This is a genomic window from Bathymodiolus thermophilus thioautotrophic gill symbiont (assembly GCF_003711265.1).
Classification (GTDB): Bacteria; Pseudomonadota; Gammaproteobacteria; order PS1; family Pseudothioglobaceae; genus Thiodubiliella.
Window position 1 is genome coordinate 1,942,746 of the sequence record NZ_CP024634.1, and the last position, 16,780, is coordinate 1,959,525.

General features: G+C 35.4%; 9 protein-coding genes. 1 reads left to right on the forward strand and 8 read right to left on the reverse strand.

Annotated features, from left to right (window positions below; genetic code table 11):
- Positions 1 to 104 precede the first annotated feature (104 nt).
- On the reverse strand, positions 105 to 4,955 hold the full coding sequence (locus MS2017_RS06780; protein WP_164707648.1) for a fibronectin type III domain-containing protein: 4,851 nt from the start codon (positions 4,953 to 4,955) through the stop codon (positions 105 to 107).
- 235 nt (positions 4,956 to 5,190) lie between these two features.
- On the opposite strand from MS2017_RS06780, the gene MS2017_RS06785 reads away from it, so the two are divergent.
- Positions 5,191 to 5,538 carry a hypothetical protein gene (locus tag MS2017_RS06785; RefSeq protein WP_122951716.1) on the forward strand — a complete coding sequence of 116 codons (348 nt, stop codon included), beginning with the start codon at positions 5,191 to 5,193 and terminating at the stop codon, positions 5,536 to 5,538.
- 2 nt (positions 5,539 to 5,540) lie between these two features.
- On the opposite strand, the gene MS2017_RS06790 is transcribed toward MS2017_RS06785, so the two are convergent.
- From MS2017_RS06790 to MS2017_RS06820, 7 genes are read right to left on the reverse strand one after another with little or no spacing between them, the layout of a single operon-like run.
- Positions 5,541 to 8,381: a conjugal transfer protein TraG N-terminal domain-containing protein gene (locus MS2017_RS06790; protein WP_122951717.1), complete on the reverse strand. Its 2,841-nt coding sequence runs from the start codon at positions 8,379 to 8,381 to the stop codon at positions 5,541 to 5,543.
- Positions 8,382 to 8,386: 5 nt separating this feature from the next.
- Positions 8,387 to 9,781: a conjugal transfer protein TraH gene (locus tag MS2017_RS06795; RefSeq protein ID WP_122951718.1), complete on the reverse strand. Its 1,395-nt coding sequence runs from the start codon at positions 9,779 to 9,781 to the stop codon at positions 8,387 to 8,389.
- A complete protein-coding gene (mobF, locus tag MS2017_RS06800; protein ID WP_122951719.1) occupies positions 9,778 to 12,867 on the reverse strand; it encodes a MobF family relaxase in 3,090 nt (1,029 codons plus the stop codon). The genes MS2017_RS06795 and mobF overlap by 4 nt, the downstream gene beginning before the upstream one ends.
- A gap of 4 nt (positions 12,868 to 12,871) precedes the next feature.
- Positions 12,872 to 14,887, reverse strand: a complete 2,016-nt coding sequence (gene traD / locus MS2017_RS06805) for a type IV conjugative transfer system coupling protein TraD (protein ID WP_122951720.1) — start codon at positions 14,885 to 14,887, stop codon at positions 12,872 to 12,874.
- Positions 14,884 to 15,147, reverse strand: coding sequence for a ribbon-helix-helix protein, CopG family (locus tag MS2017_RS06810; RefSeq protein ID WP_071563310.1), 264 nt, complete (start codon positions 15,145 to 15,147; stop codon positions 14,884 to 14,886). The genes traD and MS2017_RS06810 overlap by 4 nt, the downstream gene beginning before the upstream one ends.
- Positions 15,144 to 15,965 carry a conjugal transfer protein TraF gene (traF, locus tag MS2017_RS06815; RefSeq protein ID WP_071563309.1) on the reverse strand — a complete coding sequence of 274 codons (822 nt, stop codon included), beginning with the start codon at positions 15,963 to 15,965 and terminating at the stop codon, positions 15,144 to 15,146. The genes MS2017_RS06810 and traF overlap by 4 nt, the downstream gene beginning before the upstream one ends.
- On the reverse strand, positions 15,965 to 16,777 hold the full coding sequence (locus MS2017_RS06820; protein ID WP_122951721.1) for a TrbC family F-type conjugative pilus assembly protein: 813 nt from the start codon (positions 16,775 to 16,777) through the stop codon (positions 15,965 to 15,967). Before MS2017_RS06820 ends, traF begins: the two co-directional genes overlap by 1 nt.
- Positions 16,778 to 16,780: the final 3 nt, after the last annotated feature.

Below are 16,780 nucleotides of genomic sequence, written 5' to 3' on the forward strand. Positions count from 1 at the left end.
AAAAAATATTTACCCATATAAATAAGTTATTTTTAATGCTCTAACTATTATAAAACTCCAACAATTTCTACACTACCAAAAACCTCTGGTAACTTTGAAGATTACTATTGGGTGACATCTATATTAAATATAGCTTGTGGCGATTCATTTCCATTATAATGATATATTCTAATATGATAAATTCCATTATTACCTTCCTCTGCACCTGTTAACCTAGTATTAAATGTTTCATCGCCACCACCTGCATTGTCATCAGCGTAGCCATAATATTCATAATTACAGTTTGATCTTAATCCTATTACTGGATCGAAGTCATCATTAACATTGGATATGTTAACATTTCTTGCATCATATCCAATTGGTATTTCCACCTTTAGCCAAAAGCCTCTTACATCGCCACTTAAATAACTATGTTGTTCTATTGGAGAGCCAAATGTATAGTCACTGGTATTTATATTTATTTGATAATTAGTATCAACTTTCATGGTTGGGGCAGAAGAGCAAGTGTTTGATGGTGTAATACTAATGGCGCCAACACAACGATTGTTAGATTCTTGGTATCCATTGTCACAACTCGTTACAGCACAGTTACTATAACCACTCCAAGATTGCCCATTGAGTGAACAAGTTTTATATTTAGATCCTTGTCCATGGGATATGCTACATGAACGATTTTCTTTAGAATTTGGTGTGCAAATTTGAGCACTCCCCTCTATCATGAAGTTTTTCCCAGTAGAGTCAGCACAAGCATCGTTATTGCATGCCTCAACATACCACCAATATTTTCTACCCGGCTCTAAATTGTTGACCGTATAACTATTAGTATTGATTGTTTCATCGGCAATTATATGCCCTTCCTTGGCAATCTGAATTTTATACCAACTGGCGTTATTAGCAACATTCCACCGCATTACCTGCGTTGTTCCACTTACTTCTTCAGGATTGCTACTGGAGGTTGATCCAGGTGTTAATCCAGTAGGTTTATCAGGTACTATTATCTCACCAGTAACATTAAAATAGACTCGCCTCCTGCTACTGCATTCATTGTTGCTTTTACAAGCGTGTAAACTCCAAAAGTATTTATGCCCATAAGTCATTAAGTTACTAGCATTATAGCTTGTGCTTGTTATGTATTTATTTTCTAACATGTAGCGTCTAGTATTTAAATCAAATATACTGAGCTTGTATTTGCTCGCATTATTTGTTGTTGACCAGTGCAAAATAATATTTGTTGTATCCAGTTCATCGGGATTGTTGTAATCGGCTCCTGGTGTTAATCCTGACGGTCTATCGGGCACTGGAATAACATCTGTCACACAATTATTATTTAATAAATAGTATCCATTATTACAACTCGTTACAGCACAGTTACTATAACCACTCCAAGATTGCCCATTGAGTGAACAAGTTTTATATTTAGATCCTTGTCCATGAGATATACCACATGAACGATTTTCTTTAGAATTTGGTGTGCAAATTTGAGCACTTCCCTCTATTATGAAGTTTTTCCCAGTAGAATCAGCACAAGCATCGTTATTGCATGCCTCAACATGCCACCAATATTTTCTACCCGGCTCTAAATTGTTGACCGTATAACTATTAGTATTGATTGTTTCATCGGCAATTATATGCCCTTCCTTGGCAATCTGAATTTTATACCAACTGGCGTTATTAGCAACATTCCACCGCATTACCTGCGTTGTTCCACTTACTTCTTCAGGATTGCTATTGGAGATTGATCCAGGTGTTAACCCAGTAGGAACATCAGGCGTTATGACTTCACCAGCAATATTAAAATAAACCCGAGTTCTGCTACTACATTCATTATTGCTTTTACAAGCGTGTAAACTCCAAAAATATTGATGTCCAAAATCAAGAAAACTACTGGCATTATAACTAATACCTACTACATATTCATCTTCCAATATATAACGCCTAGTATTCAAATCAAATACACTAAGTTTATATTTACTTGCATTATTAACTGCTGACCAGCGTAAAGTGATATTTGTTGTATCTAGTTCATCGGGATTGTTGTTATCGGTTCCTGGTGTCAATCCAGACGGTCTATTGAGCACTGGAATAATAACATCAGCTACACAACTATTGTCAGACACATGATATTCGCTATTACAACTACTTACCGAGCAGCTACTGTACGAACCCCAAGAATTACCATTATCAGCACAAACCCTATGCTTTGTTCCAATGCCATGACTAATTGGACAACTTTGATAATCAGACTCATTTGCTGTGCAAATATTATTAACATTGGTATTAACGATTAATGCCAACTTATTATTTTGATAAGTTGATTTTGTTGGTGTTTCTACCCAAATATTCCAAGGTGACTGAGTATTAAGCCCAGTTCTAAGTCTAAAGTCTATGGTGTTTTCATCAATAAAATGTGATGAACGAAGTTTATAACTATTGTTGCCTTCTTGTGCATAAACCACTGTATCTCGGGAAAATCCAGCGCCGCTAATAGTGATTTTTTGTGAATAGCTAGAAGCGTTGATTTTGTCTGGCGTGAGAGCAGATATTGATAGACTACTGTCTTGTGTTTTTACAAAATTAACGCCAAGATTATCTTTGTCAATGTTGACACCAAGCGAATTTTTCTTTTCAATAAATACCTTCCTAACACCACCTAAAGAATCAAATCTAGCCCTCATGCTAGTGTCATTTTTGCTTAATATTTCTACATCTTGGCAATAACCATTATATTTAACAACACAAACACTTATATCGCCCGATAAGTTTTCTCCGTTAATAGTGAAATTTGAGCTATCTATTTGAGTAGCTGAATTAAGTTTTATCTTTCCAGTTTTTGTATCATTCGACTCGTCATAGAAATCATTCCTCAAATCTATTGTTTTTCCAGTATTAACAACATCCATATAACTTTCAGGTTCAAACACTACTATTCTTGGATTATTGCTATATAGTAAACTATTTGTTGGCTCTATATTGAATTCGGTCCGCCTTAGTGCTTTCCCTGTATAGGAAACATGGATTGTAGCAACTCCATTTATTGCATTGCTTTCCATGGTAAGGATATTTTCATCTTTAGATGTTACTTTGAATTTGCCACTATATGGATTTCCATATGGATCAATAACATTGATTTTATAAGCGATATTATGAGTTTCAATCGGGTCAAGTAAATTATTTTCTATCCATTGTTTTGATTTAACGACACTAGGATGTAATTCATTTTCAATCTTTACTTCTGAAATACTTGAGGCTAATGACAATATATATTGAAGCCCACCTACATGTATATACCCATTTTCAGTATCTATAAAATCTTCCTTTACAAGAGTATTGTTCACTACTTTAATAGAATTTCTAAAGGTTGTTCCATATTTATCCCACAATCCAGTAACATCATTTGGCTTAAATCTTTGCCCATCATATGAAATAAGGGCATCACCAGAGCCCCATAAAAGCCCCCCTAGTCTTTTTCTAATTCCTATTAAAACCTGTACTGGGGTGCTTTTTATCAAACCTGATATAGGTAAAAATTCTTTTTTATCCATTTCTAGAACCACCTCATTTAGCCCGATTTTTTCTTTGAATTTATAAAATAAATTAAAATCATCAGAATCATCAAAATCATCCCCCATTTGATAACAACTAATTTGTTTACATTGAAACAATCCATTTTCAGCGTTTGTGGGGATAATTGGATCAAATGCAGAATCGTAACCACCACTTTTTCCAATACCAGAATGAGGTGTTCCAATAGTGGTTAAAGATGCAACAGGAACGGAAACGTTATTACCAGACAAATTTTGTAAATATGTTCTTGCTAATACCCCTCCAAAAGAATGGGCGATGATGTGAACTCTTTCCCCTGTTATATTTTTAATCTTATTTATGTATTTGCTTAATTCATTAGATACTGTTTGAAATTTAGCATTAGTTTTCCAATGAAAGTCAAAGACAATGCTAGACTTGTTGTTGAACTTCCAATTGCTGGCATATTTAATAAACTCACCCCAAGTTCCATACCCTCCCCCAAGTTGAGCAAGTACGGCATATCCATGAATAAAAACAATGGGAATTCTATTTTCCAATTTAGCACTAATAGGTTCAGGCTTATTGGCACAAATCAAGGAGCTTATTCTTTTAGATGCAACCATATTAAAACCTGATAAATCATCGACTCTATAATGATTTCTTATAAAGCGTCCTTTTGTGCTACCCCAATTATATTTAGCAATATTTGATTTCTTTTCGCACAAGCTATCATCTGGGCTACTATAATAAGCGGTCGCTTTAAGTTGGTCTGAAGTCGCATTTAAAGATCTAATAGAATTTTGACTAGCGCCTGATTGTTGTCCATAAATTGTATTAAATTTTTCACTATCAGCCAATAAGTTGATTTCTATAGAATCTACATCAACATTCTCATCAATTAAAGCTTGAAAAATCCATAAATCATCATCTTTTTTTGCACCAATATATTTAATCCTTGTGCCTGCTGGCACATTGTTAATCTCAGGAATATTAATTTGCACTAGATTGTATTTATCAGTAAATAACTCAGCATCACCTGTTGTTACTTCATCTATCAATACAATTGGCTCTAAGCCCCTTAAGTTAATTGTTGTTTCACCAAATTCAGTATCATTTGATGCTTGCACTTTTAATTGGGTATTGTCCACATTGGCATTACTTGCAATATTTATTTTATCCGAACCCATCTCAACGCCAAACGGTGCATCAATAATCTTATAAGTGGTTTCTTTTGCGGAGTTATTAGACAAATATATTTCATCACTTTGCCCTTTAAAAAAATAAAATTTATTATTTTCATCAACACCAGATACGCCAATACTTAAACTACTTTTTGTTGGGTTGTCACCACTTGATGAGCCACCGCCCCCACCTCCGCCACAAGCAGTAAGAGCAAGTGCAAATATTGTTACTAAAATTTTAAGAGTCATTTGTGCCATGAAGTTACAATAAGATTCCTTGTATTATAACAAAATGGGGGCTGGAGTCAGTTCAACCACCGTTTTAATTCTACAATGGAAGTGTTGCACTTATTGATTGAATTTACCTTGTTTTGATTTTTTCTATTTACATGTTATTATTTGAGTTCTTCATAATTTACCCCTTGGGTATTAAAATTACTTGGTTTTGCTGTTTATTTATATTAAATTCCGCTATAATTAAAGTATGAACGCTATCAATACAACTTCTTACCCTCAAATTCAAGCGATTAAGCCAACTGAAAATATGCAGTGGCAGCAAAAAAATCAAACAACTTTCAAGGTGTTTGGTGGCTTGCTTGTTGTTATTGGTGGCGGAATGGCTGCGTATAGTGATATTAATCATATCTCTGATACAGTGACTATCCTAGGTGCAATGATGTTTTTTGTAGGAGCATTTACCATGTTTCGCAACACCTATTCTTGCCAATACTTGACTAATAAAGAGCGGCAAAGACAAGCGATAGAAAATAAAAGTTTTAATGATGGCCTTCTTTATGGGGTAGGTTCATACGGCTCTATTCGAAAACATTAATTTCAGCCCCCACTTCTAGTTGCCAAATAATCCTTAATTCTTTGCTCGTCTTCTGTTGCAGATTGCTCAAGCCCTCCTGATTGTTGTTGTTTTTGCTCTTGATTGATTGGATTATCTTGAGACAAATCCCCTTCTTTATTCATGTTCTCCATTGTTTCTCGTTGAGAATTATGAAATTTATTTGTTTCGGCTAAAAACTCATGGGCTGTGTTTGATTGCTCATAAATCTCATTGATTTTTCCCCAAGTAGCGTCAATTGAGTGACTTTCGGTTGAGCCTGTAGAGGCATCATGTGCTGAGTTAGAGTAAACTTCGCCGCCAATTTTAGTAAATGGAATGTTGCCACCAAAACCGGCTTTTATACCAGTTTGATTAGACCACCTACTGCCATCACTTGTCTCTTCTCTATTGGTAACATCAGCAAAACCATACAAAGTATCCTTAAGCAAATTAAATCTTGCCGCTTTATTGTCGTCTGCTGGGTCGTTGCCAACATTTTTAGCCTTATTAAAGCGCTCTTCTATGGTTCGGTAGTTTTCATCTTTAAATCCATTTTGCATAGCGCTAAGCATGGTTGCACCGTCAAAGTGGCTACTGGTATCAACTCTAGTTACTGCAGACTGAATATTGTCTTCTGTTTGAGTTATATTATTATCTTCTCTAATATTAACACCAGCAACAATACCGACATTATCATTAAGACTACCTTTTTCATCAAAAGTTGGGGTAACGCTATAATTAATACCTGAATCAAGGTGACGCTGTTGCGCCCTGCTAAGTTTATCCATTATATCGCTATCTTTAATTTCTTGGCCTGTCATTGCGTAGGCACCATTGTTAAGTGCCATATTTTCACTGATATTACGGATAGTTTCAGGATTACTGCCATCTTGTCCTGTCATTTTGGCAATAAATTGTGATTTCTCTATTTGCCCTTGAGCATATCCTTGCCCTTGTTCAGCTATTATTTTTGCACCATCTGCTTGATTATTAGATCCCACTTTGTTTTGAGTTATTTCAGTGGCTTCTGCATTGGCTTGCGCTGTCAATGTATTAGTTTGGGCAGTTTGGGCCGACTGTTCGAAAACACTTGTATTGCTATTGCTTGCAATGTCTTTTATTGCTTGTGATTGACCTGTAATGGAACCTTCGCTACTCTCACCCTTTGTTGCATGTGAACTAATATTGGTATTTAAACCACTTGCAACACCTTCGGCTGAACGACCTAAAGAACTTTGTATCAATGGATACGAACCTGTGTCGCTAAATCCGCCGCCACCACTGGAAAGGCTGTTATATTGCACACTTGAATCGCTTGCAACACCGCCAGCAAGTGAACTACGAAGCCCTAATCTACCTTCTGGCGTGAGTGCTTGTTGTGCAGCAGATTCACCTATATGTTGTATACTTTGTGCTTGCCCTTGAGCGATTCCTGTCATGGCGTATGAGCCAAATCCATAAACGGCAATAGCAATTGCAGTTGCCATCATTAGTGAATTAGACTGCATTTTTCCAAAAAGCATAAAGGCTTTAACGCCGTCGGTTTGTGCCAACATAAAAGCGTCAAGTCCCATTTTGTTTGCGGCAATATCACTTAATATTGTCATCGATTGATCCATGGTAGCAGTGTGCATTACCGCCATCATAATGCCCCATGTGGTAATCCATAATAGCGAGCCTGCCATAAACTTTAAGGCTTTTGACCAGAGAGGGGTAAGCAAAAACAACATTAGAAATGGAATAATCCCAAGGACAATTGATGTCATTACTGCTTTAATATTTGGCATTGTGTCTTCAGATGTGTTGAGTGCACCCAAACCTTGTAGAGAAAGTTGTCTGCGCATTAAAGTTTGTTGTGCCTCGATAGGGTCGTCTAAATTAATTTTTTTGAGAATAGTGCTGGCAATAAAAGAATCACGCAAATAATTGTTGGCTGTAGTAGCAGGTAATTTGTGGATTTTTTTTAACTCACCCAGTCTGTTTTTGCATTGTTGCAGTTGTACTGCTTTAAGTGGGTCAAATCCAGATTTAGCACAAATATTGGCAACATCTTTATCAAACACAGTAACATTTAATCCTGGTTGGATTACATTGTTCCAAGCATCAGTGCAACTCATATTAGTTTTTCCTGCTGAACCATTGTAAAGATTAACAAATAAAGAAGGGTGCTTCCATTCTGATATTAGGCTGTAGAGTTCTGGTGTGTTACTCATCATGTCTTCAAATGTTTGATTACCTGGTAATACTAAATTAACTTTGCCACAATCTTCGTAATACGCTTGAATATCTCGAATTAAAAACTTTTTTCGATTATTGTAAGAATTGAATTGTGCGTTAACAAATAATTCTAAATTAATACCACCTGCGGTCTCTGAATATGGATAGGCTGTGCCAGTTTCAGTAATTTCAATCATATTGCGTTCTAATATGTTAGTTAGCCCTGCAATTAACACGATTGCTTGAGGGATGCCTGCAACACTCTGTGTTTCGTTTTTTACTGGGTCGTAAATGTGCATTGTTGCTGTCGGCACAAAGCCTGCAAACCAAATGACTGAACCAATTGCTAAAGGCGCAAATATATTAATAGGATTGTCAGTTTTTCCACCTGAAGTCAACGGTTTGACTAAATAACCATTGATAACAACAAAAATCATCGAAAGCGCACCGATAATAGGAAATGCAAAAACATAATCGCCATCAGAAAAAATTAACGCAAGACGGGTAAATGTATCACTAATGGTTGGCAATCCGTTGGGTGCATAATAATCCATATCGATTGCCAAAACTTCAAATGAAATATTTAAAACAATTAAGGTAATGAGTAGTTTGAAAAATAATCGCATAATAGTTACCGATTGGCTGGGGTTTGCTTAATGATGTCTTTAATGCGATTGTAATTAACAATCGCTTCGCGAATCTCTTTGCGCTTTAGTCTAACGGCTTTTTGCATTTCTCTTGCCTTTTTACCAAGGTCTGATACGCTTTTAATAATTGGTGCAACAAGTGCAATATTACAAGTTGCAGCACTTGCACCTGTATTCGCAGTTTCTGCTTGTATTTTGGCCACTTCTTGCAATTCGGCAATTTTATCAACAATGTCGTCAACCATGGCAAATGCCATTTCACGGGCAATCAAGTTTTTGAATTGATTGATGTAATAGTTTTCGCTACCTCTGGCGATATGTTGTTTTATTGTATTAAGATTATCAAATGGAACACTGTTTAAAAAGTTTTCCTCTATTGCATTAAATGCTATACGATTTTTAATTTTATTGGTAATTGCGGTTAGGTTTTCTTCAACAATTAACTCTAATGATTTATCGCCACTATTAGCACAGTCACCAACAATCGGGCGTATTTGTGCGTTTCCATCAATAATACCCTCAACATCAACAACATTAACATCTGGGCATTTATTGATGCGTTTATTTGTATATTGCTTATCAGTATATTTAATAATCACATCACCGAGATAAGCACGCATAAAACCAGCGTACGCCTCCATTCCCCTATTTTCTGCAATATGCTCTAAAACAGAGCCGTCTTTTGCAAATACATTCTTAAACTCTGTTGAGCAACCTTCAACGCCTTCTTTTTGCTCTTGCGTTGGCTTGTTGTCATTATTTTTTTGCAACTCTTGAGAGTTAACGGTATTTTTACTTGAAGAGTTATTTATTGATGCTTCGGAATCAAACAAACTAGTCACTTCATTAAATCCACTTGATGCCAAATCGAAATCACCCATCATTGCATTCGCAACACCTTTGGCAATACCACATTCACTGAGTTGCAATGAATTAAGTTTATTGATAATCCCTTCAAATGTGGCGAGAGTAGCGGAAACTTCTGGCATTATTTCTTTAAGAGCCAAATCAAATGCAATGGCAGGAGCGGCTTGCATCGCACGCTGAAGTTTTTGCATTAAATATTCTGGATCCATAAAACTAAAACCACCCATAAATAAATCAACACCACCACAGCCACTTTTAAGTCTCGGCTTTTGAAGGCTAAATACATTTTCCGTAGTATTCCTGTATCGAGCCTGATAAGAGCCAGCATTAAAGTATCCTCGTTTTTGACCTTCAAAATAATTAGGACCAGAGCGAGTTGATGATGCCGCCCAATCGTCAATCCATCCTGCTTGAGTGTTTAATGTAAATGACAATAACACCGCAAACAATAACTTTGATAGTTTGTTGAAATTGGCCATTACACATTGCTTTATATCATTTTTTCTGCTCATCGTTCTACCTCTATTGGGTTTGGTTGTTTTTGCACTATATCTTGAGTTTGCTCTTGCGCCTTAAGTCTATTTTCTTGTGGCTCAATTCTTGTTTCTTGAGCATGAAGGATAATTAAACCATTGTAAACTCCATTCATTTTGCTACCGTTTTCGGCTTTGTCAAAAACCTTCAGCATAGTTTTGGAAAGAGTTTGACGAAAATCTTTCTCAAGGTTTTTCATTGCATTTACTGATAAAGATTTTATGTATTTCTCTGTTTTGGCTTGAAGCTCTTGCTGTCTCTCTTGATACAATTCATCGCTGGTTTTCATACCTCGCTGTTTTGCCAAAATGTCCTCAAGGTGAGAAGAACGCTTGTCAGATACTTGTTCAAATGCGCTTTCTTTTTCGCCAGTTTTAGTTATGAGTTGGCGCCGTATTTTGTCTTTATCATCTGTAAAGACAATCGCCTCTTCTTTAGCTCTTGAAATTTCAACATAAAATGCTTGTTGATTAGACAATTTACCTCTCCAGGACTCTAAATTAATCATTACTTTTTCACTCGTTTGTCCTTGTGCTTGGTGGGCTGTCAAACAATAAGCGTACTCCCAATGCTTATTTTTAAAATCTTTAATATTCATTGATTGTGATTCGCCTGTGGACAAATCAACATACTTAACATTTTTAGTAAATCTGTTAACACTTAAAATCTTTATCTTTTCATTAGTGTTGCGTTTGTCATTCCCAGTATTTTTAGTTCGACGCCAAAATAAAACTTCGCCTTCTCGTAGTTCTCGTTTATTCTCAAAATAAACTTCTACATTTTTACTGGCAATTTCTTTGGGGTTCCAAGCAATTGTTTTTTTGTGTTTATCAATAAGTGTTATTTGATTTTTATCATTATTAATATTCGCAACTTCAAGATAATCATTCTTTTCGATACCTAATTTTTTATAACTTCGATTAAAGCGAACAATATGCCCTTCATAGTAATTGTAAGATTTAGTTTTGGCCTCATTGGTTAAATTTTTATTAACCAGGTTAGTTGTTTTAATGAATTTTTTACCTAGGCTACCTTCCTCCTTAAGCCCTTCTCTAATATGATTATTAACATCAAATCTGTCTTCGTTGGCAGGACTAATAACCAATGTATTGTTTCGATCTTTTTCATCCATGGAAAGATAAGTATTTGCCATAATTTCTCGCCTTAGAATTGGTTCATCCACTCCGTCCTTATTTTGAACTTGTATAATATTTTTATTAATTTTTGCAAAAGAGCCCTTGATGTCGCCTGAGGTTGCACTATAAATTGCTTGTTTGAGTTCGGTATTTGTTTGCCTGATAATTTCATTCATTTCAATAGTTTTTAAGCCATATTTAGACTGCTGACTAATGGCAAATGGCTTGCCTGCTTCAACACCTGCAAGTTGCTTTTTATCGCCTAAATTAACAACTTGTGCATTCACTTTTGTGGCAAGCTTTGTAATTGCGAGCGCTTGTTTTGTTGAGATGAAACTTGACTCATCGATTAACCACAACTCTCTTTGTTTAGGCTTTTGATCTGATTTTTTTGATGTAGGGTTTTTATTAAGATACTGCAATCCTTCTATTAAGTGTTTTTGCACAGTTTTTGACTCAATACCTATACCATCTTTTAAAAGGTTAGCAGCGGCATTACTCGGTGCCATGCCTATCACTTTAATGTTGAGATTATCGGCTTGCTCCTTTATCTCCTTAAGCATAAAAGTTTTGCCTGTGCCAGCAAGACCCTGAATATTGATAAATCTATCTTTAGTTGTTAAAATTTCTATTGCGGCGGCTGCTTGACCTTTTGTAAATATATCGCCTCGATTAAGTGATAAATTTTTATCAGCAATGGGTTTAATTGCCAACCTACCTTCCCTCATAATTTTAAGCGTTAATTTTTCTTGCTCTATTAGCTCAGGTGTAGTGTAGGCACGCTTATTAATAATTTTTGGACTATTGTTTAAAATCTTAATTTCTGTTGCTTTGGCATGCAACAATTCAGATCGTTTAATTTTATCATCAATTGCTTGTTTAATCTGATGTGGCATAGCCTTACCAAGGGAAGTAACGATTGCCTCTCTAGCAATATCAATTGTTTTAAATACTGCTTCATTTTCAGATAGATGCCTAACTGCACTATCAACTGCCTTGATAGCGTACAACTCTTGTTCTTTAATTTGCTCTTGAGTAAGGGGTAATTGTTTAACTGCTTTTTTTGAAAAAACAACCATCTTGTTAATGGCCTTGTCGCCAAAATCATGACGCCAAAGATCTTGCTTTTCCTGGTAAGACAACGCTTCCTTTTCTGGGCGTGTCGCAAGTGCGGCATACTGTGCGGCAATTGCACCACTGGTGCCTTGCTCTTTTTGCATTTCAACAATATCAGCACGGCGTTTTGACGCTTGATCTATTAATTCTTTATTTACGCCACTTATATGGAAAGTTCCATTGTCCTGGATTTCAACTTTATAACCAATTTCTTGCACCAAAGAAGATAACATTGATTGGTACATTGCACCCATTAACATTTTATGCTCATAAAATACTGGGGAATCTAAACTGCGTAATAGTCCATTACCTCCAAATGTTGCGTTTAATATAGTGGAATGTGTATGCAATTGAGGGTCTTTAGCTCGTGATATATCATGTCTAAATTTAGCTACAATAATATTACCAGTTTTCCTACTTTCAATTTCATGCCCAACTCTAAATCTAGACTCGGCCAACTTGTCTTCAATATAATGTAGCGCATAATTAACCGCTTTATCATGTGCTTTAACTAGTCTTTCGTCTTTAGCAACTAACGCCAACATTGAAACAGATTTTGGTGCACTAAAAGTGTGATCCCAGCCAGGATGATGTATGTTTTCTCCTTTTTCTGTTCTACCCAACTCTATGCCGCTACCAAAATTTCCCTTTAGCATAGTATCAAATTTATCATTATCAACTGCACCTGCTAAACCAAGTTGCTGTGCACCTTTACCAAACCATTGCCCGGCTTCCTCTTCACCCATGGTGTAGTAGTTGTCCTTACCGTAATAGCCAGAACCTTCGCTTGATATTTTAGATATAGTCAGCATTTTTTTAGACCCCCCTCAACATATTTGCTTTACTGAAGTCCATATTTGCATCTTGCTTAGAATCATCATTAGCTGGTATTTTGTCTTCGCCTTCAGAGGTAACTTTTGTTTTTGGCGTGTGAGCATTGAAGTTTAAAGAATACTGCTGATGCTGATTATCGAATGGTATTTCCATTTTTACATAATCTGGCACATCACCTAAAGTGGCTTCATTAAAAAAATATGGATTGGCGTTTGCGCTGGATTCAATACCGTCACTATTATTGATACCTACATTACTCTCTAGCATGTAAATATGATTATCTTTAGTGCTGGCAACAAAACCATTGGCCTGTATTTTTTTAGCTTTAAAAAATTTCTGCTTAAAACTAACAGCAGGATAGTTACCTGGGAGACGATAAAATCCATGCAAGTCCCCTAGATTAAGTATTTCTGTCGGTAAAACCAATTCTCGTAGCTTTTCATTCTCAGAAATAGAAATAGAATCACGGCCAATATGCGCACCCATAGATAAATTTTCATTAGTAACTTTGACTTCTTCTTTGCCCAATTGCTCCGAGGAATGCTGTGCATTCTTTTGGTCATTAGATCTAAAAAATATTTTACTTGCAGTTGAATCAGACAAAGTCTGTGCGCCTTTTTCCCCATAAATAGATTGTATCTTTGAATAACTTTGATAACTAAGGACAACGCAACAACCGTACTTGCGAGACTCTGCTAATATTTTCTCTAAAGATTTAAGCTTATGAAGACTAGGTAACTCGTCAATAATTAGCCACACCCTTCTTTTTCTATCTTCAGGTAATGACAGTATGCTTGACGCAAAAATATCTACCCAGCAACTTATTAGTGGCTTTAGTACTTCGTGTTGATCGCCAATGGAATTAATAAACACACAACCATTGTTATCTTCATTTTTAACCCATTCTCTAATACTAAAATCTCCCCTATCTTCAGTTAAAAATTTAAAGCTTTCGAGTTTTGAAAGCAGAGTTGAGCGAACACTTAGTGCAGTTTTTTCAATGCCATCAGCAAAAATAGTAGCAGCGGCTGTATTTTTAACTATCTTGGCAATCTCTTTAAGTGAAATTGAAAGTAATTTATCAAATAATATTTTTGTTGAATATTCGCCTGTTTCTTGCAATTTTCGTGCACTATTTGATAATAACGATCTAGCGGTATCAGTCCAAAATGGATCGTTGGCACCCGCTTCTACTTCGGGAATTATGGAGGCAGCAATATCATCATAATGATAAACTTCTTGTACCTCATTCCAAATACTCCAGTTCGGCGATCTATCGTCCAATGGGTTTAAAATAACATCTTTAGACTTATCGTAAAATTCAGAAATAAACTCGGTAGAAGTTGAATATATAATGGCTCTATCACCTCTATTTTTAATATCTCTAATCAAGTGTTTAAGGGTTTGCGACTTACCAGTACCAGTAGCGCCACTAATTTCAAAATGGATAGTTTCAGTGTTTTTCAAAATTGGTATTTCGCCAAGCTTTAAATTTACATTGATTTGTTTTCTTTTTAAACTATTTTGAAAATCTTCATTTTTAACGAGAGTTCCGCCTCTCAAAAACTTGTCAGCCTGATGGACTTTGCCTTGCTTGCGGATATACAAACTAATTAAAATGTAAATAAAAAAATTAAGCAACAGAGATTGAAAAAAAGAATTTAACAAAACATTGTTAATGCGCTTGCTTGCACTTATAAATATCACTGAATTTGCAACTCTTGGATGCTTTAAAGTAATATGTCGGCCATTAAATAAAATTCTATTAACACCTTTTTCAATGCCTACATAAGTCATTAAACTTGAATAATGATAATTGATTGCAAGCTTACGGTCGTTGGCAGTTGTATTGATTGTAGCGTAAATAACAATATAAGCAGTAGAGATGATAAGTGTTGCCCAAGAAACACGCTTAGCGGTTTGCCTTAACATACGAATATTGTGATCAACAATCTGACCGCCTCGCAACCAATTTTTAACATTTGATATTTTTTTCATTCGATACCCTGCTGTTTTTTAAACGCATCAACCATTTGTAAAACTCTATTCAAATCTTCTGATTTAATTTGACTGCGCAAAATCATTAAAATTTCAACGAGCATTTTTTGATTGAGATTTTTATCATAATTTAATTTATCGTTAATCATTGAGCGAACAATTTCTGCCACACTCTGGTCTGATTCTTTCGCCATCTGTTTAATTGCTTGCATTTCTGAAAAAGGCAATCTAATTGTTAATCTCTCTGTTGATTTATTCATTGTGTATTATTTGGATCTAGTCCTGTGCCAATATCACTTTGGTTGGTAAAAAATTGTGTTGGTGTGATTTCTTTTTGGATATAACGAATAGCACGGTAAATATTTTCAGTTAATGCTGGTAATGAAGTAGCACCAAAAGTAACAGGTAAATATTTATCGCTATTGCGCTTAACAATTAGAATGCTTGGTGTTTGTTTAATGTTAAAGCGTTGTGCTAAACTTGGGTTTTGACTTAACTCAATGATTTTAATATCAAAATTAAACACGCTTAAAAACTGCTTTAGAACACCATCTTGCAATCTACAATACTCACAAGTTTTAGAACTAAAATACAATAATCCATATTGATGCGTTGATTTTTGTAAATAATCATCCATGGTGCGCTTGCGTGTATTAAATTGCGCTTGTTTACCAGTGTTGGTAATTGGCACTTCATCAGCAAGAGATAAATTTGGGTTTGTTTGAGTAACGAAGCCCACAACTGCAGCATAAGCAGCTGATTTTTTTCGGCCAACATCTTGAATTCTTAAATATTCAGACACATCCGCCGCATTGAGTGTGTGAATTGCATGGTTACGCCATTTTTTAATCAATACTTGAAGTTGCTTTGGATGTAATTTCATTAAAACTTTTGACTTCGGCAATAACGCAGGTGCAGGGGGTGCAGGGGGTAGTGAATTTAACTTTTTTTCTTTGGCTTCTTTTGGTGCTACCTCATAATTCCAATAGCCTTTTCCTATGTTTTTTTCAATATCACTTGCCAACAAAGGGCTTGCGAGTAATAATAAAATAATATTAATATTAAAATAGTTTTTCATTATCTTATCTCTAGTAAATGCTTGAGTTTTGACAGATCGGTTTTTTCAGATAGTGCTTGAATCATGTATTTAAATGGTGCAAGACCAATAAATTTATGAACACCGCTTGCATTGACAACTTCAATATTCCCTTCGGAACAATAATTACCACCACTCAATTCATCAACATAAACCAAAGTTGGCACTTTGTTAATGGTGTATCGCTGAAAAAGAACTGGATCTATATTGATTCTAGTTTTATAAGTCTTACAGGCAACACCTCTGCCACAATTCTCATCTTTGGTAATAATAGATTTAATATAAGCCATGGTGGGTTGCATTTTTTCGCCACCGCCAATAAACCCTCTTATAATCATTTGGGCATTTGGATATTTTTGTAATTGCCTAGCGTAAGTGCGCATTTTTTTCTTTGGCATTGAAGATGAAACAAATAAATATAACCTGTGTCCCGACACTGTAGATTCTTCTTGCTCTTGAATGTTAAGGTTTTTTTTAAGTCCTCGTATTAATTGCGCTTGTTTAGTTTTCCAACTTTTGTTTTTAACTGTTCTAAGCATTAAATTTTGAACTGATAAACGATGATTTTTACTGTCTTTATCTACTTGTTTTTCAAGTGCCTTTATGCGATTTCTTAATTGTCCATTAATACTTGGTTTTTTAACATTAAATGCTTTTACTCGTGCATTTGAATTTGCCACCTCTTTTGCAAGATTTTTCATCTCTTGGTTAATTTCAGGCAAAAAAATATCACTTGCCGACAAAGGGCTTGCGAGTAATAATAAAATAATATAAGTATTAAAATAGTTATTCATCGT